The following is a 21,157-nucleotide window of genomic DNA, read 5'->3' as shown; positions in this document are numbered from 1 at the left end:
ATTTGAGAATTTAGTTAGTATTAAGGAATTACAGCAACAGATTAATGCATCTAAGTTTTTTAGCATGTTTTTAAGCAAAGAGCAGCGAAAACAAAAGATATTGAAGAGCAATTGAACAGTTTGCTTAACCAAATGAGGTTGTTTTCTGAAAGATTTTCGCCATTGGGATGGTGTATGTATGATAGTATGAGTATGCCTCTGATTGAAAAAACTAATCAGGTTTATGAGGCAGAGGGAGCAGAAGTTGCTGAGTGTGTTTTAATAGACTATTACAAAGGGGAAGCAAAAGATAGGATACACCAAATACACCATAAGTCAAAAGAGTTGCTGTTACGTTACGAACAGATTAAAAATGCATTACTACTGTATATTTTCATTCAAATGATGCGAAGAATGAGCAAATTGCAAAGTTGAGATTGTTTGGGTTATGATAAAATTTATAGTATGCAGTTGACACAGCCAGTTAATTGTCATATTATGATGATAGAGAGGTCTCCATTAACCTTATGGTCTTGAACCATAGAAGAGATGAACATTAAAGAAGGTCTCCATTAACCTTCGGTAATCAATCCGTAAAGAGATGAACATTAACGAGTGGGAAGTTTAGTCTTCCCACATTTTTTAACTCAAAATACAAAGGATTAGTATTATGTTTACACTAGAGGGAAAGTTGACATTTATCAACATTGACCCGAGTTACCTCAAAAAGCTGCATGATGCATGCTCAGAGGTGTATTACAAGCCAAGCGGTTACGAGAATAAGCCATCCGCTTACAACTATATGGAGTACTGAATTTAGAAAGGTTCCAAACTATCCTCCGCATCCGTCCATGCCTGCATCTCGCCATCGAGCACAAGCCGGGCATATTCCAGTGGATTGTCAATCGCAAGAGCATTCAGGCACCGCTGTGAATTAGGAGTGGTCCGTATCCCGGATTCTGCCAGGTTGCAGTCAATCCGGAGGATGTAGCCGTCATAGTGGTTAATGGCGATACTGTTGTGCATCGGGTTATATTCCGCGTGTATCAATTTCATTGTTATCAGTCCTTTCATTTAAATTGGAGGTAAAAAGCCCATGGGCTTATTTGGGACTTGAAAAACTTTCGAAATAGATATAATAATCACAAAATGTACCATTATATAAAACAAAATATCATTAAAAATATTTAGAACAATACAAGTTGTGATATTAACAGTCGTGTTGCTACAATCATTGAGTAATCATAACTGATTATTTAAAAATGCAATAAAATCAAGGCTCTCGAGATTTTTTCTCAGGAGCCTTTTTGCATGTGTGAATAGAAAGAATGTCGAACAAAAATCTAATGCCATTAATATGTCCTTAAAATAGGAATTATTTTTCTACCAGAATAAAGCGATGTATTCGACATTTCATAAAAGCCCTCCCAATACACATTTTTATGTCATGGCGGGAATATTGATGCTCGGAAGAAATGAATCCACCCGATCGTTTTAAAGGTCAATAATATATGAGAGACCATTGTGACATTGATCTGGGCGAATGAAAAATTCTATATATTTCCCTTATTGCAGAGGCAGTTCTATTCTAGTACCATATAGACAAGCTGTTTTATATGAAAAAACAGTAGATATGCCGTAAAAATGAAAAAATATAGAAAAAGACTTGACCTTCCACTGGGTGGAAGTTGTATAAAGAGGTCACCAGACAGGAAGGGCGGAAACATGAAGATTAAACAAGTGGAAGAGTTGGTTGGAATTACCAGCAAAAATATCCGGTTTTATGAGGAACAGGGCTTGTTGCAACCGAGAAGAACAGAAAACGGATATCGCGATTACCGAACAGAGGATGTGGAACTGTTGAAAAAGATAAAATTGTTCCGCAAACTGGGCGTTCCGGTGGAACAAATTCATAGACTCTTTCAGGGACAGATCTCGGTGGACGAATGCCTTGAAAATCAGAAAGCAGTATTGCAAAAAGAGCAGGACAACATCGAAAAGATGTGTACGCTGTCGCAGGCCATGCTTGCCGGATCTCTTTCCATTGAAAAACTTGATTCTGATTACTGGCTGGACAAAGTAGAAAAAATGGAGAAGGAGGGAATAGATTTTGTGAATGTAAGCAAAGTCGATATTCATATGAAGAAGAAACTGGGTGTATTTGGTGGCGCAGGTATTATGCTCATCCTTATGTTACTTGTGATTGGGGTGTTGATTTATGGATATGTGGTAGATGCTGATATGCCATTATGGGCATTGACACTCGTCATAGTGCCGATCGTGGCCGTCATAGTAGGAACGATTGTCGCGATGGTAAGCAGAATAAAAGAAATTGACAAAGGAGAAGAAGATGAAGCTGCTAAGTATTAACTATATTCCTGGCTGTGAAATAGAAGCCTTGGGGATGGTAAAAGGAACGATTGTACAAACGAAGAATATTGGACGTGATTTTATGGCAGGCATGAAAACTCTTGTGGGTGGTGAGATTGTCGGCTATACGGAAATGTTAAATGAAGCAAGACAGATCGCAGTTAAGCGCATGGTGGATGAAGCTAAGGAACTGGGCGCCGATGCAGTGATCGATGTAAAATATGGTTCATCTCAGGTTATGCAGGGAGCAGCCGAGGTGATCGCCTATGGCACTGCAGTAAAAATCATTGAAAAATGATGCGGGAAATATGGGGAGTAATTATGTGTAAATGTCCTTCTATTGACAAACTTTTATCTCCATATTAAACTATATGTATATAGTTAGTAACAACTAACCGCACGAGAAAATGTAATTTACAAGTTTTACAAAACACTAAGTATCAGCCTACATATAGAAAGCGCAAACATATGAACACAAATCTTATCACAGGTATACTAATACCATTTGCAGGCACATCGCTTGGTGCAGCATGTGTTCTGTTCATGAAAAAAGGTCTGAATGAACGAATTCAGCGTGTGTTGACGGGATTTGCCGCAGGTGTCATGGTTGCAGCCTCAATCTGGAGTCTGCTGCTTCCGGCAATCGAGCAATCAGAAAGCATGGGAAAATTGTCCTTTTTTCCGGCGGTAGTCGGTTTCTGGATCGGTATTCTGTTTCTATTGCTTTTAGATCACATCATCCCACATCTGCACATGAATAGCACAAGTGCAGAAGGCCCACAAACAAACCTTGGGAAAAGTGCCATGATGGTTCTGGCAGTCGTATTACATAACATTCCGGAAGGCATGGCAGTAGGCGTCGTTTATGCCGGTTGGAATGCAGGAAACAGCGGCATCACATTGACTGGCGCACTGGCATTGTCTATCGGCATTGCGATACAAAATTTACCGGAAGGAGCAATCATTTCCATGCCCCTTCATGCAGAGGGAATGAGTAAAAGAAAAGCTTTTATCTACGGTGTTTTGTCTGGCCTTGTGGAACCGATCGGCGCGATCATCACGATTTTAGCCGCAGGTGTTATTATACCGGTACTACCATATTTATTGAGTTTCGCGGCCGGAGCCATGATATATGTTGTCGTGGAAGAACTGATTCCGGAAATGTCTGCTGGCGAACATTCCAACATAGGAACGATTATGTTTGCGGTCGGTTTTACGGTGATGATGATGCTTGACGTTGCGCTGGGGTAGAAAAATCGTTGATGAGTGCAACAAATATGAAGTGAGAAAAGAACCATAAAAGATGAAGTACAGGGCAAGGAATTTGCCCCTTTTTTCGTTGACATAAAGTGTATTTGAGCGTATCATTATATACAAGATCTAGTATGATTATTTGTGCAGTCATATATAATATTTCATTCACGACAAGGGGAAAAGTATGTTAGAGAAACTAGAGAAAATGAGGATTCAAAAAAGGTTGACAGTGAGTTCGCTGATCACTGTTTTGATTGCCAGTGTGGCAGCGATCATCGCAGCAATTCTCTTATTTGTGGTTGCATCGCAGTACAATAAAGTATTGACGAATTATGCATTCCCCCAGGGAGATATCGGACAGGCGATGGCAGATCTGGCAGATGTTCGAAGTGCAACACGAGGCGCGATCGGTTACAGCGACCAGAGTCAGATTGATCAGATGGTAGAGATTCATGATCAGGCAGTGGAGGACTTACAGGCCGCATTGCCGGAAATCAAGAAATCAATTGTTGCCAAGGCTGGCGAGAAAGATTACAATAATATTGTCGCAACATTGGATAATTACTTAGAAGTGGATGCCAAGATTCTGAAAATGGGTGCAACAACTGACGCAGAACAGTCAAAGAAGGCACAGGATGCTGCTTTTGATGAACTAGCACCTGCATATGCAACAGCCTCAGAGGCATTTCAGGGTTTGATGGATGATAACATCAGTTTAGGTGATAAGACACATTCATCTTTGCAAAAGATGGAACTTATCATGTTGTTGCTGATCATTGTGATCATTGTTGCAGCATGTATCCTTGCAACCAAGATCGGCGGCAAGATTGCCAAGGATATCGCACAGCCGATGGATGATCTGGCAAGGAGATTAGAGACATTCGCACAGGGTGATCTGACATCCCCATTCCCAGAGTATCGCAACGATGATGAACTGGGCGAAATGGTACAGTCTGTTACAGATACAACGACTAAGTTGTCTGTTATCTTCGCAGATATGGAGAACTTGCTGGGACAAATGAGCAATGGTAACTTCAATATCCAAACTTCCTGCGAAGAAGAATATACCGGAGACTTCCGTCCACTTCTGGATTCTATCCGTGAGATGAAGATCCAGATCGATGGAACTTTGAAGGAAGTCCGTGAGGCTTCTGAAATGGTATCTGCCGGAGCATTGAACCTGGCAGAGGCATCACAGGCTTTGGCTGAAGGTGCTACAGATCAGGCTGCTTCTGCACAGCAGATGCAGGCTACCATTGATGAGATTACCAATGGATTGAACAATACAGTAGATCAGACCAATGACGCATATGCAGAAGCAGAGCGTGTTGCCGGTGAGGCAGAGAGCAGCCGCAACGAAATGAGCGTCATGGTAGAGGCTATGAACCGCATCAGTGAGACATCTGAGAAGATCGGTTCTGTCATTACAGAAATCGAAGATATAGCAAGCCAGACAAACCTTCTGTCTTTGAATGCTTCTATTGAGGCTGCAAGAGCAGGTGAAGCAGGTAAAGGATTTGCAGTCGTTGCAGATCAGATCCGTACCTTGGCTGAGCAGAGTGCTAAGTCCGCTGTCAATACCAGAGAACTGATCGAGGAATCTATCCGTGAGATCGAAGTTGGTAACAAGGCAGCAGAGAGAACAGAAAAAGTCTTGGTTGAAGTAGTAGAGGCTATTCATCAATTGGCAGATAACTCTAAGGGCATCAGTGAGACATCCGTACAGCAGGCTGAGTCAATGGGACAGGCAGATGCAGGTGTTACACGTATTGCAGATATTATCCAGTCCAACTCAGCAACCGCAGAAGAGACTTCTGCAACCAGTGAGGAGTTGTCAGCACAGGCAACCAGCATGGATGAGATTGTTGCAAGATTTAGTTTGACAGAAGAATAAAAGAGTTACTATAATAACTGTTGGTGCATAAGCGCCAGCAGTTATTTTTTTGTGCGCAAAACTGCACATACTATATCTATGAAGTATAAGGAAGAAGAAATGAAATTTTTAAAACAATTTTTGATCATCTTAGTGATCACTTTTATGGGGGAAGGTCTCAAGTATCTCTTGCCCCTGCCAATCCCGGCAAGTATCTATGGCATGGTTCTCCTGTTTCTTGCTTTGATGACGAGAATCGTCAAATTGGAATCGGTGCGTGACGCAGGCAAGTTCCTGATTGAAATCATGCCGGTCATGTTTATCCCGGCGGGAGTCGGATTGATGGTGTCCTGGGGTGTGCTCAAGCCTATGTTGCTCCCGGTCAGCCTGATTACAGTCGTCAGTCTGATCACTGCTGCTGCGGCGACAGGATTGGTATCACAAACTGTGATCCGAAAAGAGCAGAAAAAGACCGAAAAAGCAGAAGGAAAGGAGCAGGCAGATGAATAGTTTTTTTCAGGAGTCTTTATTTGCGGGCGTGACTATCAGCCTGCTTGCTTATCTGGCAGGATCCTTTTTAAAGAAAAAGTTTAAACTCGGCATTCTAAATCCACTCTTGATCTCCATTGTGATCACGATCTTGGTCTTGGTGGTCGCGGATGTAGACTATGACACTTATGATGCAGGTGCCAAATATCTGAGTTGGTTTTTGACCCCGGCAACAGTCTGTCTTGCTATTCCTTTATATGAGCAGTGGCAGCTTTTAAAAAGGCATTGGCGGGCAGTACTTCTGGGTATCCTGGCAGGTGTTTTTACCAGCATGGGAACCGTATTTGTCCTGTCTCTTTTGCTTGGGTTGTCCCACCAGGAATATGTTACACTCTTGCCAAAGTCGATCACGACAGCGATCGGTATGGGACTATCGGAGGAGTTGGGCGGCTATGTGACGATCACGGTTGCTGTTATCGTGGTGACCGGAGTCTTGGGAAATATCATGGGCGAAGCCATTTGCAAGATCTTTCGCATTACAGATCCTATCGCAAAGGGATTGTCCTTTGGAGCATCTGCGCATGCCATTGGTACAGCCAAGGCAATGGAACTCGGAGAGGTCGAAGGTGCCATGAGCAGTCTTGCCATTGCAGTCACAGGTCTGCTTACCGTGGTATTTTCATCGGTATTTGCCGGATTATTATAGGAGGGAAAACGTATGATTATAACATTAGCGCGCGAGTGCGGCTGTCAGGGAGATTTGATCGGACAGGAACTTGCAAAAATGTATCAACTCCCGTTTTATGATCGGAAAAAAGTGAGCGATTTGATCCGTAGCAAGGGTACACTTGATCGTTTCCCGGATTTCTATGGTGAAAATCCGGTGGATACCTTGTCGTATAGTATTTTGTTGGCTGAGGATGATCAGGCACTTTACAAACGACCAAAGCAGGCGTTGAGTGAGATTATGCCTGAGGACGACTTTATTTTGTTGGGGAGATGTGGCAACTATGCCTATTGTGATAGAGAGGATGCGCTTCGCATTTTCCTGATGGGGCAAGTCGAGCAACGTGTAGAAACCATTGCAAAAAAACACGGTGTTTCTGTGCGCAAGGCAAAAGAAACGGTCAAAGAAACGGATGAGAGAAGACGTGCATATCATTTGCGCTATACCGGACAAGATTGGGGATACGCCGGTAACTACGACCTGTGCTTAAATGTTAGTCGCCTTGGCACCCAGGGGGTAATGGAAGCCATCCAGACGGCAGTTAGGACGATCACAGATCATTAGGATAGAGGCGCACTTGTGCGATTATGAAGTCTGTCACAAACGATCGCATCTGACATAAGCATGTGTCTGGGGTCATTCTTTATTTTTGTGCTTGCTGACAAAGTAGGCGCCAAGCCCTGCGGCGATCACAATGATGGCAAAACTAATAACCGCGATATGGTACTGGGCATTGCTCAGAGCATGTCCGCTGAGGACGGACAGGATAATGGCGGGCAGTCTGCCGACAAAACAAATAAAGAGCCAGTGGGAAACGGAGATATCCGTAAGCCCTACAAAGTAGGAGAGCAGATCTTTGGGCGTTCCTGGAATGAGGAACAAGAGAAAGAGGATGCTCTCCATTTTTTTGTGATCTTTTAAGAAAGTCAATTTTTCCAATTCTGTATCTTCAACGAACAGATGCAGGAATTTGTGTCCGAAACGGCGGACGAGGAAAAAGACAACCATACTGCCAAGGGTGGTACCGATGGCGCAGATCAGACTTCCCTTTACAATGCCGAAAGCATAGCCTGCTGCGATCTCAAAAGGACCACCCGGAATGATGGCGGCAAAGACCTGCAAGACCAGCATACCAAGAAAGAGGAGAACGCCGACAAAACCCTGTGCATCTACCCATGCCTGAAAGGCTCCCGGCTCGGATACAAAGGCAACCAGCGGTCGTCCCATGTAGTATGTGATAACGAAGAATAATATAATAGCCAGTATGGAAAAAAATCTTTGTACGTGTTTTTTCATGATGCCTCCCGTATAAACGTCTTATTATGGTATATTTTAGCACAGATTATGGGAAGTGTATGGCGAAATGAAATTCTTAATAAAGATTTTAGAAACACAAAACCCAAAGGCAATTGATGACAATATAAAGGTGTAAGGGAATCTTACATCGATGTGAGAAATAGACAAAAAGGATAATCAATATGAAGCAAGCAGAATTTGAGCAGTTTGTCGAGGCAGAGGGAAAAGATATCCTCCGCTTCTGCCGGATCTTGACAGCAAGCCAAAGACAGGCTTTGGAGGAGATCCTGAGTCAGGTTGTGATCGATTGCAGCGTAGAATATACGGATGGCTCCAGCGCATCCATGAGTGTATCACCTTCTGTAAGAATCGCGTTGAATACGCAGACAGCAGAAGATAGCGGAAGCGATTTCGAGAATGAATATCTGGAGGTAACCATACAAAAGCAGTAAAATAGTTCATAAAAATGCACGGGAAAACCTGGAAAAACTTTAAATTATTCACAAAATTGCAGATATCGTGGAATAATTATAAGAAAATTTGTTGACATTGAAAAAAACCGGTGGTAATTTAAGAACAAACAAAGAGTAAATGCAAGGAACAGAACAAGATCATGAGGACATCTCATACAGTGCAGAGACTTGTCGGTTGGTGCGAGACAAGGTATGGTTCTTTTGATTATCCTCTGCGAGCAGTGCGCTGAATACCTTCCTGGTCAGTAGGTGCCACCGGTTTCCACCGTTATATGGAGACTTATTTCTGCAAGATGGATTGCGGTGATGAGGTTGAGAGGTCACATTTTGTGGCAATTAAAGTGGTAACGCGGAAGCATAGAGCCTTCGTCTTTAGTGAGTGCTAAAGACGGAGGCTTTTTTAGTACATAGACTCTTTGCTAGAAATTTTTAGAAGGGAGCCGCGTGAGCGCGGAAAAAGACATGAATGGATTAGTTATTGTTTTAATCGGAATTGTAGCACTTGGCGCCGGCTATCTGTTTTATGGAAGATGGCTTGCAAACAAATGGGGGATCGATCCAAAGGCAAAGACCCCGGCGTACACACATGAGGATGGAGAGGACTATGTACCGTCATCTAAGTTTACGGTATTTTCCCATCAATTTTCATCCATTGCAGGTGCAGGTCCTGTCACCGGACCGATCTTAGCATCTGTATTCGGCTGGGTGCCGGTACTCCTTTGGTTGATTATCGGAGGACTCTTTTTCGGAGCAGTACAGGACTTTGGAGCCTTATATGCCTCTGTTAAAAATGAAGGAAAGTCCATGGGAATGATCATTGAAAAGTATATCGGCAAGACAGGAAGAAAGTTGTTTATGCTTTTCTGCTGGCTCTTTACCCTCCTCGTTATCGCAGCCTTTACCGATATGGTTGCCGGTACCTTTGTAGGCAAGGGTGTGGCTGACATGAGCGAAACGACAGCATATGCAGATTCTGCTGCCGCTTCTATTTCTATGTTGTTTATCGTAGTTGCCATCATTTTTGGCGTTATTCAAAAATGCGTCGGACAGATGAAAGAGTGGGTCAGAGCCGTTCTTGCTATCGCACTTTTGGTCGGCATGTTTGCACTGGGTATGCATTTCCCGATCTATGCAACCAAGACAGCATGGATCTACATCATCATGGCTTACCTCTTTTTAGCATCGGTTATGCCAATGTGGCTTTTGATGCAGCCGAGAGATTATATGACAACCTTTATGCTATTGGGCATGATCATCGGTGCGGTTGTTGGTGTCCTCGTCGCACATCCGACTATGCAGCTCAATGCTTTTAATGGCTTTAATGTAGACGGAAGTTATCTCTTCCCGACCTTGTTTGTAACGATCGCCTGTGGTGCTGTTTCCGGATTCCACAGCCTGGTATCTTCCGGTACATCTTCTAAGACGATCAGCAATGAAAAAGATATGCCGATGGTTGGCTATGGCGCCATGGTCGTAGAGTCACTGCTTGGTATTGTTGCGCTGGTTGTTGTAGGTGCCGTTGCCGTCAATGGTACAAAGCCGGAGGGAACACCATTTTCCATCTTTTCTACCGGCGTTGCAGGTTTCTTGGAAAAATTGGGATTGCCGGTACAGGTGGCAACCGTATTTATGACCATGTGCGTATCTGCACTGGCTTTGACATCTCTGGATTCAGTCGCAAGAATCGGTCGTATGTCCTTCCAGGAACTTTTCCTTGGAGATACCACAGATACGTCTAAGATGCCGGGATGGCAGAAAGTGCTCACCAATAAATATTTTGCAACCGTCATCACCTTATTCTTTGGTTATCTTTTGACACTGGGCGGATACAACAATGTATGGCCACTCTTTGGTTCTGCCAACCAGTTGTTAGCAGCCTTGGTTTTGATCGCGCTTTCTGTATTCTTAAAGACAACAGGAAGAACAGGCTGGACATTATACGCACCAATGTTTATTATGTTAGCAGTTACATTTACAGCACTGATCCAGAAGACCATTGCTCTGGTTCGTAATATCGCAAGTGGTCAGGCAACCTTCTTAGTAGATGGTCTGCAATTTATCGTTGCCCTCCTTTTGATGGTCTTAGGTGTCTGTGTTGCATTTTCTTGTTTGAAAAAATTATTTGGCGCAAAGGAAGAAGCGCAGGCATAATCCTTTGCAAAAGGAGACTGGTAATGAAAAAAAAGTGGTATCAGGCAGATTCTTCGGTCATGACAGGCGATGTATCGGTGGCAGAGGGTGTCAGCATATGGCATAATGCGACGCTTCGGGCGGATACGGCGCCGATCAGGATCGGGCGGAACAGCAATGTGCAGGATAATGTCTGCATACATGCAGGAGACGGGTACCCGGTAGAAATCGGAGAAAATGTTTCCATTGGACACGGTGCCATTCTGCATGGTTGCACGATCGCGGATAATACGATTATTGGTATGGGTGCAATTGTTCTGAATGGAGCACACATTGGTATGGATTGTATGGTGGGAGCCGGCGCATTGGTTACCCAGGGAATGCAGGTGGCGGATGGGAGTCTTGTGTTGGGAAGTCCTGCAAAACGACACCGGATGTTGACAGCAGAAGAAATAGAACACCAGCATGAAAATGCCTTGCATTATGTAAAGGCAGGTGAAGAACAATTGAGAGAAAAAGATGTGACGCAAAGAAATACCGGCAAAATGCAAGCAGGCTATGAACGCCTTGCAAAAAATCTCATGGACTTTATCTGGGAAGAACAGATCAAACTGGGCTATCGGCGGGAGGTCATCCGCCTCTATTTCCCCCTGACATCCCTTTGCCATTTCTTTGGCAGGCAGATGAGCGAGGAAGAAATGCTGGATGTCCTGCATGCCTTGCCGGAAACGGTGACCCGGACACTGGGAAATGTCCGTTGCAGCAGCAAACAGGGACGCTTTTGTATCGAGATCCCGGAAGAAGGTGTGGCATATGTGCATGCGAATATGCACGATGACGGATTTTTAGAGGAACTGGTCGCTCTGGTGCAGACGCATGATTGCAGTAGGGAGAAACTCTTGACTTTGTTTGGCAAATATAGTCAGGCGGTTGAGCTCCAGGATATGCAGGATGCAGACTTTGATTATGCCATCCATTGCAAAGACCGCGAGAACGATCCTTATTATTATTGTTTTCATGAGGAAGGCTGTCATATCATTTATCATCGTTTTACACCGGAAGACTATGCAGATCTGATTTCGTAAATGATCAATTGAGATTTGATGATCTGAATTCTATACAACACAACGCAATTCTTATAACTGCTCTTGTATCTTCACAAAAACAAGGGCAGTTAAATTTTCTCCCACTATTCCTATTGACACGATAGGAATAGTGGGATATAATCGGAAACATCGAAAAGAAAAGGAGGCAAAAACATGAAAGTGTTACATGAAAAAACAACGCGATGTATGTGCTACGCACGAATGCAGAACTCTCAAGCAGAATCAGAAATGGAGAGATGCGACTGTTGTTGTTGCTCTATTTTGATGTAAGACTTTTGCGGTTTTGCAAATTCGGTTTGAGAGGAAATACGCCGGCGCTTGAGACAGTCTGATAAGTTACGAGTCACAAGGCCAAAAATCGTGCGTAGTATAAGATATAGGAAGATAAAAGAGAAATTTACTAATTACAAAAAGGAGAACTTAAAATGAAGAATTTGAAAATAAAGAAATTATTAGCAGTGGCAGTAGCCAGTATCCTGACCGTAGGATTGGTAGCATGCGGAAGTTCCAATTCCGACAGTGCAAAATCAGATACAGCAAGCGGATCTGATGCAGCATCAGGAAGTTATCGTACCTTAGACGAGATCAAGGAAGATGGAACTATCAACATTGGTGTATTTTCCGACAAAAACCCATTTGGTTATGTGGATGAGAACGGCGACTATCAGGGATATGATGTTTACTTTGCAAACCGTCTGGCAAAGGATCTTGGCGTAAAAGTCAATTTCGTATCTACAGAGGCTGCAAACCGTATCGAATATTTGCAGACAGGCAAGGTTGACATTATCTTAGCCAACTTTACCGTTACCGAAGAAAGAGCACAGGAAGTTGATTTTGCACTTCCATACATGAATGTAGCACTTGGTGTTGTTTCCAGAGAAGACAATGTGATTAAGAGTCTGGATAACTGGAACAAAGATGATTCCATCATTGTTATTTCAGGAACAACCGCTGAGACATATCTGACAGAGAATTATCCGGATATCCCATTACAGAAATTTGATTCCTATGCAACTGCAAAAGAAGCCTTCCAGAACGGAACATCTGTTGCATGGGCAAATGACAACACAGAAGTTATCGCATTTGCACTTCAGAACAAGGGTTATACCGTAGGTATTTCTGAACTTGGCAACAAGGATACGATCGCTCCTGCAGTGACAAAGGGAAATGACAGCCTTCGTGAGTGGATCAACAGCGAGATCGAGACATTGGGACAGGAAAACTTCTTCCACAAAGATTACGAAGAGACATTAGTAGATACTTACGGAACAGATTATGAAGACAGCCTTGTAGTAGAAGGTGGCAAAACAGAGTAAGTAAGAATTTGAAAAATACAGGAAAGGAGAACGCGATACCATGGATATAGCATTTATGACAAAGTATTTACCAATGTATGAAAGAGCGGCAGTGCTGACAGTCAAGATCGGTCTGATCGGTATCGCATTCGCTATCCTGCTAGGTCTGATCTGTGCCATGATTCAGTATCATAAGGTGCCGGTCGCAAGACAGATCGTGGCCGTTTATATTGAGATCAGCCGAAATACACCGCTTTTGGTGCAGTTATTCTTTATTTATTATGGCTTTCCAAAGATCGGTATCATGATGCAGCCGGAGACTTGCGGTGTCGTTGGTCTGGCATTCCTTGGTGGATCTTATATGGCAGAGGCTTTCCGCAGTGGTCTGGAATCTGTAGCAAAGATTCAGAGCGAAAGCGCCCTCAGTCTTGGCATGAACCGTGCGCAGGTTATGCGTTATATCGTTCTGCCACAGGCAGTTTCCATCAGTATTCCGGCATTTGTGGCAAATGTTATCTTCTTATTAAAAGAGACAAGTGTATTCAGTGCCATCAGTTTGATGGATCTCATGTTTACGGCAAAGGATCTGATCGGACTTTACTATAAGACGACAGAGAGCCTTTTCCTCTTGGTAGTATTCTACCTGATCATCTTATTGCCGGTTTCTTTGCTTGGAACCTGGCTGGAAAGGAGAGTGCGCTATGCTGGATTTGGGGATTGATGTCCTTTTTAAGGGAAGCAATATGTTGCGCCTCCTGTCCGGTCTTTGGGTGGCAATGAAGATCAGTCTGGTTTCCATTTTGATCAGCCTGCCTCTGGGCGTCTTGGTTGGTGCGCTGATGACAGTAAAAAACCGTGTGGTAAAAGTAATTTTCCGTGTCTATCTGGAGATCATCCGTATCATGCCACAGTTGGTCTTGTTATTTATTGTATATTTCGGTACGACACGAGCCTTGGGCTGGAATTTATCCGGCGAGGTTGCATCCGTGATCGTATTTGTTCTGTGGGGAACGGCGGAGATGGGAGACCTCGTGCGTGGGGCGCTCATCAGTATTCCAAAGCATCAGTTTGAAAGCAGTGAAGCCTTGGGACTTACCAAACGTCAGACCTATATTTACATTATCATTCCGCAGACGATCCAGCGTTTGATCCCCTTGTCGATCAACCTGATCACGCGTATGATAAAGACGACCAGTCTGGTGCTGATGATCGGTGTTGTGGAAATGTTAAAAGTGGCACAGCAGATCATCGAAGCAAATCGTATGACCAGCCCGAATGCGGCATTTGGTGTCTTTTTGATCGTTTTCATTTTGTACTTTTTGGTGTGCTGGCCGATCAGTATGCTGGCGAGATACCTTGAGAAAAAATGGAACATAGCCTAGGCGTAAAGGAGGAAGTAAAGTGGCAGAAACATTACTTCAGGTAAAAGATCTGATAAAAGAATATGAGGGCAACCGCATTTTGGACGGTGTGAATTTAGAGATCGAACAGGGGCAGGTTGTCGTTGTGGTCGGACCGAGTGGTTGTGGAAAAAGTACCCTGCTGCGCTGCATCAATGCATTGGAACCGATCCAGGGAGGCCAGGTCATCTTAGAGGGCAAGACCGTAGGAAAAGACAATCTGGAAGAGTTGCGTCAAAAGATCGGCATGGTGTTCCAGAGTTACGATCTCTTTCCCCATTTGAGTGTTTTAGACAATATCACGATCGCACCGATCAAGGTGCAGAAAAGAAAAAAAGAAGAAGTACAGGCGGAAGCAAGAGAATTGCTCAAGCGTGTCGGTTTGGAAGATAAGGCAAACAGTTACCCAAGACAGTTGTCCGGTGGACAAAAGCAGAGAGTTGCCATTGTGCGTGCGCTCTGTATGCACCCGGAAATCCTGCTTTTTGACGAGGTGACAGCGGCTCTGGATCCGGAAATGGTACGCGAGGTCTTGGATGTTATGCTGGATCTGGCAAAGCAGGGCAGGACGATGATCATCGTGACACACGAGATGCAGTTTGCCAAGGCAGTTGCGGATAAAGTTGTATTTATCGACCAGGGAAAGATCTTAGAAGAAGCAGCGCCGGAAGAATTTTTCACCAATCCAAAGACGGAACGTGCAAAGCAGTTTTTGAATGTCTTCCAGTTTGATTAAATAGAAATTAAAATATTATGTATGCCAATAAAAAAGAGTTACAGGTTGGCAGATATCTTGTGAAAGAATCTGACTAGAACCGATAACTCTTTTTGCATATGAAGATTTTATTTCAGGACGTTAATTCCGACTGCGGAGAGCACTCCGATGATGACGCCGGCAAGAAGAACGCCGCCCATAACGGAGATCGTGCTTTTTTTGAAATCCATATCAAGGAAAGAGGCTGCCAGTGTACCTGTCCATGCGCCTGTGCCCGGAAGTGGGATACCTACGAACAAAAGCAGGGCAACATAGAGTCCGCGTCCGGCTTTTGCCTGTAACTTTGCACCACCCTTGTGGCCTTTTTTCAGACACCAGGTAAAGAAGCCGCCGATGATCGGCTTATCTGCGCCCCACTCCAGCACCTTTCTTGCAAAGAAGAAAATGATCGGAACCGGGAGCATATTACCGATGATCGAGATAATGTATGCCTGAAGAAGCGGAACCGGTGGGTTACATAACAGTGTACCATAGGGAATCGCGCCTCTGAGTTCCACGATCGGAACCATGGAAATAAAAAATGTGATCAGATAACTTTTTAACATTGTATCCTCCTAAAAATGCTTAACTATGTAAATGATATATGATAAGAGGAAAGTTTGCAATGGTTTTTATCTTGGATTTGAAGCATAGATCTAGCTATAATTACGCCCGATCGTGCTTCCACCATCCACTAATACATCGACACCGGCAAGATAGCCGTTACGTTCATCAGCAACAGAAGCGATCGCAAAGCCGAGTTCTTCCGGCGTACCCATGCGTTTTTCTGCAGCCGTTTCTAGGAGTGAGCCGCCTTCTTTGGCTTCCAGATTTCCCATATCCGTAGCAATTAGTCCCGGACTCAAAGAGCAGACACGGATGCCTTTTGATCCGTAATCAAAAGCGCATTTGGCAGCATACCAGATGACGAATTTCTTGGACAGACCGTAAGCCAGACCGGAAGACTTGTAATCATCTTTTAGCATCTTAGGTAGTTTCAGACATTTTTTTAAGAAGAGATCTTCGTCGGTATCAGCCAGAGTGAAAGTCTTTTTATTTGCCAGAAATCCCGGGATCATATAGGCGGAATTGGAGGAAATGTCAACGATCACGCTACCTGCTTTCATATATTTTGAAAACTCCTGATTGATATAGACGGTGCCAAGTGCATTGACGCGGAGCAGTTTCTCAGGATCTGCCATGGCAGGGGAAAGCCCGGCGGCATGGATCACATTTTTGATTTCGCCCAGTTCGGCGGCATATGCTGCTAACTCCTGCACCTGAGAACGAACTGAGGTGTCGCAGGTCTTGGCATAGGCTTCGTATCCTGCTTCCTGTAATTCTGTTACGGCACGTTCCAATTTTGCCAATGTTCGCCCTGTTACAAGGATGATCTTTTCCTTAGGCATATATTTTGCAGCAGCCAGTCCCATGCCACTGCCCCCACCGGTGATCACACATACTTCTTTTTTCATGATAAATTCTCCTTATAATACGGCATGCGGTATGCCGTTTGTTATCTTTCTATGCCCTAGCATAGAACTTTTATGTTTAAAAAATGTTAAACAGATTTTTTATATTATGAGATTTTTTCCGCAATCTGCTGTCTAATATATGTAAGGCGAAAACGAAGGACGCTTCGCACACGCTTTATAGAAGCGCGCGAAAGGACTGTGAAATGTCAAAGATAGAAAATGGATATTTAATTGACCAGGCAAAGGGACGAGACCCGGATGCATTCGCGGAATTGATGCAATTATACATGCAGGATATGTACCGCGTCGCACTTGCGATCCTGATGAATGATGAGGATGCGGCAGATGCCATACAAGATACGATCCTTGCCTGCTGGGAGAAGATACATACCTTGCGAAAACGGGAATTTTTTAAAACATGGCTGACGCGGATCTTGATCAACAAATGTTATGACATCCGAAAGAAAAGGCGAAATTGCGTGGAACTGGAAGAATACGCAGAGCCCATCACAGAAGATAAAGGTGATCTGGAATTTCGGGAGGCACTGGAATCTTTGGATGAAAAATACCGCATCATCATGACCCTGTTTTACAGTCAGGGCTACCGGATCGATGAGATCGCGGATATGTTAAAACTCCCAAAGAGTACCGTACAGACAAGGCTGCAAAGAGGCAGAGAACGACTGGCGGTCTACTATCGCAAATATGGATAAGGGCAGCAATGGAGTGAAAAGAAAGGAGTCCGGAATGGAGAGAAAGATAGAAGAAATCTTTAAGGCGGATGTGGAACTACCGGAAGTAGTACAAAAAAAAGCCGAGGATGCCTTTTGCCAGATCAGGGCGAAAGGAGAAAGGAAAATGCCAAAGAATCATAAAGTCGTACCATTTCAAAAGAAGAAAAAAATGCATAAAAAGGCAGCTGCTGTGGCATGCATCTGTCTGCTGGCAGTAGGAGGCACCACTGTGGCGGCAGCAGCACATCATTATTGGAGCCGTGGCATGGAAGGACTCTTGCAGGCGACGGATGAGCAGCAGGCGAAACTGACCGATCAGGGCTTGGCAACCAGTGTGGAGGAGGAGCCAAACCTTAAGGCTATGGCGGTGACAAATAATGGCGTGACGGTGACACCGACGCAGATGATTGTAGATAAGTATGTTGCCTTTATCACGTTTTCCGTGACAGGTTATGATCTGGAGGACGGAAAAGAGCCGGGCTTTGAAGATGTGCGCATAGATAACACGGAATTTAATGCCAGCAGTGGTTTTTATGATGGCTTGATCGCGGGCGAGGATGGCTTTGTAGTATATGCAGACGGCTCGCCTTATGAAGAAGATGCGGACGGCAATATCATCGGTCGCTATAAGGCGGACGATGGATCTCTGACTTATCAGATGCAGTTACAGTTGAATGATCCAAGCGATACGATCAAGGGCAAGGAATTGAAAGTTTCCTTTAAAAATCTGGGAACCCTCTATAAGACAGAGTACACCGGTGTCCTGACCGGAGAATGGGATTTCACCATTCCGCTGACTGGTAAGGATGTGGCAAAGACCTATCAGACCGCCCAGAAGATCGGCGATACCGGTATTGTGGTAGACTCAGTTGAAATTTCCCCGATCTCTATTCATCTGACCTATGATCTGAGCAAGAAGGATAGCAAGGCGGATCTGGGAGAGGCAAATGAAGACAATGCGGTACCGACCTTCTTTGGGGTAAAATTAAAAGATGGCAGTCTCTTATACCCATTGGCAAATGGCGGAAATTACGGCTATACGGATGACAGTCAGACTGCCTATGAAAGCCTGTTTGCTTTGGATCGGGTGATCGAAGCAGATCAGGTGGAGGCAATCCTTTTACAAAAGAATTATCCGAAGACAGATGCCGATGGCGGGGCGCATTATGAAGAAAGTGATTTCTTCGTGATTCCGCTACAATAACAGAAGAAAGGAAATCTTTACAAACATTGCAATTTCAGGCGCTTTCGTATATCATAAAACTAGATTTTTATGGTATGCGGAGGCGTTCTTTTTATGGCAGATAATAAGTGGGATGATTTGGGCGAAGAATTAAAAGATGCGGTCAATGATGCGATCAACAGTGGAGACTTTGGAGATTTGGCGGGTTCCATCGGTGATATGGTCAATGGCGCACTCTACTCATTTAGCAAAGGGGTATCTTCCTCTATGCGCGATGCCTCCCAAAGAGCAAATGACAGAAATCGTATGGCGGGTGATATGGGACGCATGGCTGGAGATATGGGACGTATGGCAGGCAATATGGGGCGCATGGCTGGTGGCATGGGCAGAGCCTTTGGGCAAGCCGCAGCCCAGATGGCAGGCGGTGTGGCGCAGATGGCAAATGACATGAGCGCACGTCAGCGCGCGGATATGGCAGCAAGTCAGGGACTTCCTCTTTATGACAAGAGCCCGGCAAAGGCATCCTGTGTCCTGATGATGGCGATCGGTTATCCCCTCATGGGTCTTGGTATTTTCTTTTCAGCCGTGATGGCATTCGCATTTGGCGTTGCCGGATCCTATTTCCTGGCACCGCTGATCTTATTCCTTGCCATGGCAGTCGGCGGTACGGCATTGGGGATCGGTGGCACCAACAGGTTTAAAATGCTCAGCCGTTTTTCAAAATATACCTATCGTTTGGAGGAACATGCTTACATATCCGTGGAGGAACTGGCAAAAAAGGTTGGCAAATCCGTAGACTATACCATGAAGGATCTGGAGAAGATGATCGGACAACATCTTTTCTATCAGGCACATCTGGACTATGATAATAAATATCTGATCTTATCAGACCGTACTTATGAGCAGTACCAGATGGCGCGTGAGGACTTCAAAAAAGAGCAGGCAGAGAAGAAAGCAAAAGAGGCAGAAGAAGACAAGTTGCCGGAAGAATGTCGCAAACTCATTGCGGAGGGACAGCGTTATGTTGCCCATATCAGAGAGTGCAACGATGCCATTCCGGGTGAGGAGATCTCCCGCAAACTGGATAAGATGGAGCAACTGGTACAGCGTATTTTTGAAGAAGTCAAGATCCATCCGGAGGTGGCAGGAGATCTGCACAAGATGATGGAATACTATCTGCCGATGACGGAGAAGTTATTAGACTCTTACCGCGAACTGGATGCACAGCCGGTAGCCGGTGAGAATGTGACCAAGACCAAGCATGAGATTGAAGATGCCGTAGATTCATTGAACGTGGCATTTGAAAAATTGCTGGACTCTTTATTTGCAGACCGTGCATGGGATATTTCTTCCGATATCTCGGTGCTCAACACTATGTTGGCGCAGGAAGGTCTGAAAGAAGACGATTTTTCAGCAAAGAAATAGATCATAAATAAAAAGGACAAGGAGAAGAGACATGGGAGAAGAATTTAAGGATTTTACGACAACGCCTACACTGACATTTGGAGAGACACCGGACACGCAGGAATTGCCGAGCACAGTCGCAGAGGAGACAGAACTTGTGGCAGATTCTGCATTTAACGAGAACAATCTGACAGCAGAAGAAAAGAAGATGGTCGAGGACTTTTCACAGAAGATCGATCTGCACAACTCACAGGCTATCTTACAGTATGGCGCAGGAACCCAGAAGAAGATGGCTGATTTTTCCGAAAATGCACTGAAAAATGTACGCACCAAGGACATGGGCGAAGTCGGAGATATGTTATCCGGTCTGGTCGTGGAACTCAAGAGTTTTGAGATCACAGAGGAGGACAAGGGAATTTTAGGACTCTTTAAAAAGTCTGCCAACAAAGTGACCGGACTCAAGGCAAAGTATGACAAGACAGAGACCAATGTCAACAATGTATGTCAGGCATTGGAGAAGCATCAGGTAACACTGATGAAGGATATTGCACTTTTGGATAAGATGTATGATGCCAACCTTTCCTATTTCAAGGAATTATCCATGTATATCATTGCCGGCAAGCAGAAACTGGAAGAAGTCAGAAATGGGGAACTTGCAGAAGCCAAGGCAAAGGCACAGGCAAGCAATCTGCCGGAGGATGCACAGGCAGCCAAGGATATCGAGGCTATGTGCGATCGTTTCGAGAAGAAACTGCATGATCTGGAACTGACTCGTATGATCTCGATCCAGACAGCACCGCAGATCCGCTTGGTACAGAACAATGACACCATGATGGCAGAAAAGATCCAGTCAACATTGGTCAACACGATTCCTCTTTGGAAGAGCCAGATGGTACTTGCCCTTGGTATCGAACATTCCAATCAGGCAGCCAAGGCACAACGCGAAGTAACCGATGTTACCAACGAACTGCTCAAGAAGAATGCAGACCTCTTAAAGACGGCATCTGTTGAGACAGCCAAGGAGTCCGAACGTGGTATCGTGGATATGGAGACTTTACAGCATACCAATGAGACCCTGATCTCAACCTTTGATGAAGTCATGAAGATTCAGGAGGATGGACGTGCAAAGAGACAGGCGGCTGAGCAGGAAATGCAGCGTCTGGAGACCGAACTCAAGAACAAGATGTTGGAAGTTCGCGGATAATATAGTATAGG

24 protein-coding genes and 1 other annotated feature are annotated in these 21,157 nt (G+C 44.5%); of the genes, 20 read left to right on the top strand and 4 right to left on the bottom strand.

Annotated elements, in window-relative coordinates:
* Positions 1 to 174: 174 nt before the first annotated feature.
* Positions 175 to 414, top strand: a complete 240-nt coding sequence (locus DW183_RS01725) for a hypothetical protein (protein WP_118280351.1) — start codon at positions 175 to 177, stop codon at positions 412 to 414.
* A gap of 235 nt (positions 415 to 649) precedes the next feature.
* Positions 650 to 793, top strand: coding sequence for a hypothetical protein (locus DW183_RS01720; RefSeq protein ID WP_199649393.1), 144 nt, complete (start codon positions 650 to 652; stop codon positions 791 to 793).
* Between the two features lie 2 nt (positions 794 to 795).
* On the opposite strand, the gene DW183_RS01715 is transcribed toward DW183_RS01720, so the two are convergent.
* Positions 796 to 1,035: a DUF6061 family protein gene (locus DW183_RS01715; protein ID WP_118280350.1), complete on the bottom strand. Its 240-nt coding sequence runs from the start codon at positions 1,033 to 1,035 to the stop codon at positions 796 to 798.
* Between the two features lie 669 nt (positions 1,036 to 1,704).
* Here DW183_RS01715 and DW183_RS01710 point away from each other — a divergent pair.
* The 7 genes from DW183_RS01710 to DW183_RS01680 all read left to right on the top strand — a co-directional run bounded on the left by DW183_RS01710 (position 1,705) and on the right by DW183_RS01680 (position 7,256).
* Entirely contained in the window at positions 1,705 to 2,349 is a 645-nt protein-coding gene (locus DW183_RS01710; protein ID WP_118535129.1) for a MerR family transcriptional regulator, read from the top strand.
* Positions 2,330 to 2,647, top strand: coding sequence for a YbjQ family protein (locus DW183_RS01705; protein ID WP_118280348.1), 318 nt, complete (start codon positions 2,330 to 2,332; stop codon positions 2,645 to 2,647). Before DW183_RS01710 ends, DW183_RS01705 begins: the two co-directional genes overlap by 20 nt.
* 170 nt (positions 2,648 to 2,817) lie before the next feature.
* Positions 2,818 to 3,600, top strand: a complete 783-nt coding sequence (locus DW183_RS01700) for a ZIP family metal transporter (RefSeq protein ID WP_118280347.1) — start codon at positions 2,818 to 2,820, stop codon at positions 3,598 to 3,600.
* Between the two features lie 187 nt (positions 3,601 to 3,787).
* Entirely contained in the window at positions 3,788 to 5,497 is a 1,710-nt protein-coding gene (locus DW183_RS01695) for a methyl-accepting chemotaxis protein (protein WP_118280346.1), read from the top strand.
* Between the two features lie 99 nt (positions 5,498 to 5,596).
* Positions 5,597 to 5,986 (top strand): CidA/LrgA family protein, encoded by a 390-nt coding sequence (locus DW183_RS01690; protein ID WP_118280345.1) that lies wholly within the window; start codon positions 5,597 to 5,599, stop codon positions 5,984 to 5,986.
* Positions 5,979 to 6,671 carry an LrgB family protein gene (locus DW183_RS01685; RefSeq protein ID WP_118280344.1) on the top strand — a complete coding sequence of 231 codons (693 nt, stop codon included), beginning with the start codon at positions 5,979 to 5,981 and terminating at the stop codon, positions 6,669 to 6,671. The genes DW183_RS01690 and DW183_RS01685 overlap by 8 nt, the downstream gene beginning before the upstream one ends.
* A gap of 12 nt (positions 6,672 to 6,683) precedes the next feature.
* Positions 6,684 to 7,256, top strand: a complete 573-nt coding sequence (locus tag DW183_RS01680; RefSeq protein WP_118280343.1) for a cytidylate kinase-like family protein — start codon at positions 6,684 to 6,686, stop codon at positions 7,254 to 7,256.
* 72 nt (positions 7,257 to 7,328) lie between these two features.
* Here the strand turns inward: DW183_RS01680 and DW183_RS01675 are convergent, their stop codons facing one another.
* Positions 7,329 to 7,988, bottom strand: a complete 660-nt coding sequence (locus DW183_RS01675; RefSeq protein WP_118280342.1) for a TVP38/TMEM64 family protein — start codon at positions 7,986 to 7,988, stop codon at positions 7,329 to 7,331.
* Positions 7,989 to 8,170: 182 nt separating this feature from the next.
* Here DW183_RS01675 and DW183_RS01670 point away from each other — a divergent pair, with 182 nt between their 5' ends.
* The 7 genes from DW183_RS01670 to DW183_RS01635 all read left to right on the top strand — a co-directional run bounded on the left by DW183_RS01670 (position 8,171) and on the right by DW183_RS01635 (position 15,128).
* Complete coding sequence (locus DW183_RS01670; protein WP_118280341.1) at positions 8,171 to 8,440, top strand: hypothetical protein; 270 nt, start codon at positions 8,171 to 8,173, stop codon at positions 8,438 to 8,440.
* A 135-nt stretch (positions 8,441 to 8,575) separates the two neighbouring features.
* Positions 8,576 to 8,838 (top strand) — a binding site (T-box leader).
* Between the two features lie 85 nt (positions 8,839 to 8,923).
* Entirely contained in the window at positions 8,924 to 10,612 is a 1,689-nt protein-coding gene (locus tag DW183_RS01665; RefSeq protein WP_118280694.1) for a carbon starvation CstA family protein, read from the top strand.
* 23 nt (positions 10,613 to 10,635) lie between these two features.
* On the top strand, positions 10,636 to 11,676 hold the full coding sequence (locus tag DW183_RS12600) for a DUF3877 family protein (RefSeq protein ID WP_243069489.1): 1,041 nt from the start codon (positions 10,636 to 10,638) through the stop codon (positions 11,674 to 11,676).
* A 446-nt stretch (positions 11,677 to 12,122) separates the two neighbouring features.
* Positions 12,123 to 13,013, top strand: coding sequence for a transporter substrate-binding domain-containing protein (locus tag DW183_RS01650; protein ID WP_118280340.1), 891 nt, complete (start codon positions 12,123 to 12,125; stop codon positions 13,011 to 13,013).
* A 40-nt stretch (positions 13,014 to 13,053) separates the two neighbouring features.
* Positions 13,054 to 13,713 carry an amino acid ABC transporter permease gene (locus tag DW183_RS01645; protein ID WP_118280339.1) on the top strand — a complete coding sequence of 220 codons (660 nt, stop codon included), beginning with the start codon at positions 13,054 to 13,056 and terminating at the stop codon, positions 13,711 to 13,713.
* Entirely contained in the window at positions 13,694 to 14,374 is a 681-nt protein-coding gene (locus DW183_RS01640) for an amino acid ABC transporter permease (RefSeq protein ID WP_118280338.1), read from the top strand. Before DW183_RS01645 ends, DW183_RS01640 begins: the two co-directional genes overlap by 20 nt.
* A gap of 19 nt (positions 14,375 to 14,393) precedes the next feature.
* Entirely contained in the window at positions 14,394 to 15,128 is a 735-nt protein-coding gene (locus DW183_RS01635; protein WP_118280337.1) for an amino acid ABC transporter ATP-binding protein, read from the top strand.
* A 107-nt stretch (positions 15,129 to 15,235) separates the two neighbouring features.
* Here DW183_RS01635 and DW183_RS01630 read toward each other — a convergent pair whose 3' ends face one another.
* Both DW183_RS01630 and DW183_RS01625 read right to left on the bottom strand, forming a co-directional pair.
* Positions 15,236 to 15,712: a COG2426 family protein gene (locus DW183_RS01630; protein WP_118280336.1), complete on the bottom strand. Its 477-nt coding sequence runs from the start codon at positions 15,710 to 15,712 to the stop codon at positions 15,236 to 15,238.
* 90 nt (positions 15,713 to 15,802) lie between these two features.
* On the bottom strand, positions 15,803 to 16,621 hold the full coding sequence (locus DW183_RS01625) for an SDR family NAD(P)-dependent oxidoreductase (protein ID WP_118280335.1): 819 nt from the start codon (positions 16,619 to 16,621) through the stop codon (positions 15,803 to 15,805).
* A 203-nt stretch (positions 16,622 to 16,824) separates the two neighbouring features.
* On the opposite strand from DW183_RS01625, the gene DW183_RS01620 reads away from it, so the two are divergent.
* The 4 genes from DW183_RS01620 to DW183_RS01605 all read left to right on the top strand — a co-directional run bounded on the left by DW183_RS01620 (position 16,825) and on the right by DW183_RS01605 (position 21,146).
* On the top strand, positions 16,825 to 17,334 hold the full coding sequence (locus tag DW183_RS01620) for an RNA polymerase sigma factor (RefSeq protein ID WP_118280334.1): 510 nt from the start codon (positions 16,825 to 16,827) through the stop codon (positions 17,332 to 17,334).
* 34 nt (positions 17,335 to 17,368) lie between these two features.
* Positions 17,369 to 18,559, top strand: coding sequence for a DUF4179 domain-containing protein (locus DW183_RS01615; protein WP_158572991.1), 1,191 nt, complete (start codon positions 17,369 to 17,371; stop codon positions 18,557 to 18,559).
* Between the two features lie 93 nt (positions 18,560 to 18,652).
* Positions 18,653 to 19,963, top strand: a complete 1,311-nt coding sequence (locus DW183_RS01610) for a 5-bromo-4-chloroindolyl phosphate hydrolysis family protein (protein ID WP_158572990.1) — start codon at positions 18,653 to 18,655, stop codon at positions 19,961 to 19,963.
* A gap of 31 nt (positions 19,964 to 19,994) precedes the next feature.
* A complete protein-coding gene (locus DW183_RS01605; protein ID WP_118280331.1) occupies positions 19,995 to 21,146 on the top strand; it encodes a toxic anion resistance protein in 1,152 nt (383 codons plus the stop codon).
* Positions 21,147 to 21,157 lie beyond the last annotated feature (11 nt).

The organism is Roseburia sp. AM16-25 (genome assembly GCF_003473825.1).
Classification (GTDB): domain Bacteria; phylum Bacillota; class Clostridia; order Lachnospirales; family Lachnospiraceae; genus Pararoseburia; species Pararoseburia lenta.
The sequence above is the reverse complement of the archived record's forward strand: the minus strand, read 5'-3'. Positions and strand labels throughout refer to the sequence as shown.

Bases quoted from the DNA above. Each gene is read 5' to 3' on its own strand.
- DW183_RS01725 (WP_118280351.1), top strand. From the start codon at position 175: ATGTATGATAGTATGAGTATGCCTCTGATTGAAAAAACTAATCAGGTT.
- DW183_RS01720 (WP_199649393.1), top strand. From the start codon at position 650: ATGTTTACACTAGAGGGAAAGTTGACATTTATCAACATTGACCCGAGT.
- DW183_RS01715 (WP_118280350.1), bottom strand. From the start codon at position 1,035: ATGAAATTGATACACGCGGAATATAACCCGATGCACAACAGTATCGCC.
- DW183_RS01710 (WP_118535129.1), top strand. From the start codon at position 1,705: ATGAAGATTAAACAAGTGGAAGAGTTGGTTGGAATTACCAGCAAAAAT.
- DW183_RS01705 (WP_118280348.1), top strand. From the start codon at position 2,330: ATGAAGCTGCTAAGTATTAACTATATTCCTGGCTGTGAAATAGAAGCC.
- DW183_RS01700 (WP_118280347.1), top strand. From the start codon at position 2,818: ATGAACACAAATCTTATCACAGGTATACTAATACCATTTGCAGGCACA.
- DW183_RS01695 (WP_118280346.1), top strand. From the start codon at position 3,788: ATGTTAGAGAAACTAGAGAAAATGAGGATTCAAAAAAGGTTGACAGTG.
- DW183_RS01690 (WP_118280345.1), top strand. From the start codon at position 5,597: ATGAAATTTTTAAAACAATTTTTGATCATCTTAGTGATCACTTTTATG.
- DW183_RS01685 (WP_118280344.1), top strand. From the start codon at position 5,979: ATGAATAGTTTTTTTCAGGAGTCTTTATTTGCGGGCGTGACTATCAGC.
- DW183_RS01680 (WP_118280343.1), top strand. From the start codon at position 6,684: ATGATTATAACATTAGCGCGCGAGTGCGGCTGTCAGGGAGATTTGATC.
- DW183_RS01675 (WP_118280342.1), bottom strand. From the start codon at position 7,988: ATGAAAAAACACGTACAAAGATTTTTTTCCATACTGGCTATTATATTA.
- DW183_RS01670 (WP_118280341.1), top strand. From the start codon at position 8,171: ATGAAGCAAGCAGAATTTGAGCAGTTTGTCGAGGCAGAGGGAAAAGAT.
- DW183_RS01665 (WP_118280694.1), top strand. From the start codon at position 8,924: ATGAATGGATTAGTTATTGTTTTAATCGGAATTGTAGCACTTGGCGCC.
- DW183_RS12600 (WP_243069489.1), top strand. From the start codon at position 10,636: ATGAAAAAAAAGTGGTATCAGGCAGATTCTTCGGTCATGACAGGCGAT.
- DW183_RS01650 (WP_118280340.1), top strand. From the start codon at position 12,123: ATGAAGAATTTGAAAATAAAGAAATTATTAGCAGTGGCAGTAGCCAGT.
- DW183_RS01645 (WP_118280339.1), top strand. From the start codon at position 13,054: ATGGATATAGCATTTATGACAAAGTATTTACCAATGTATGAAAGAGCG.
- DW183_RS01640 (WP_118280338.1), top strand. From the start codon at position 13,694: ATGCTGGATTTGGGGATTGATGTCCTTTTTAAGGGAAGCAATATGTTG.
- DW183_RS01630 (WP_118280336.1), bottom strand. From the start codon at position 15,712: ATGTTAAAAAGTTATCTGATCACATTTTTTATTTCCATGGTTCCGATC.
- DW183_RS01625 (WP_118280335.1), bottom strand. From the start codon at position 16,621: ATGAAAAAAGAAGTATGTGTGATCACCGGTGGGGGCAGTGGCATGGGA.
- DW183_RS01620 (WP_118280334.1), top strand. From the start codon at position 16,825: ATGTCAAAGATAGAAAATGGATATTTAATTGACCAGGCAAAGGGACGA.
- DW183_RS01615 (WP_158572991.1), top strand. From the start codon at position 17,369: ATGGAGAGAAAGATAGAAGAAATCTTTAAGGCGGATGTGGAACTACCG.
- DW183_RS01610 (WP_158572990.1), top strand. From the start codon at position 18,653: ATGGCAGATAATAAGTGGGATGATTTGGGCGAAGAATTAAAAGATGCG.
- DW183_RS01605 (WP_118280331.1), top strand. From the start codon at position 19,995: ATGGGAGAAGAATTTAAGGATTTTACGACAACGCCTACACTGACATTT.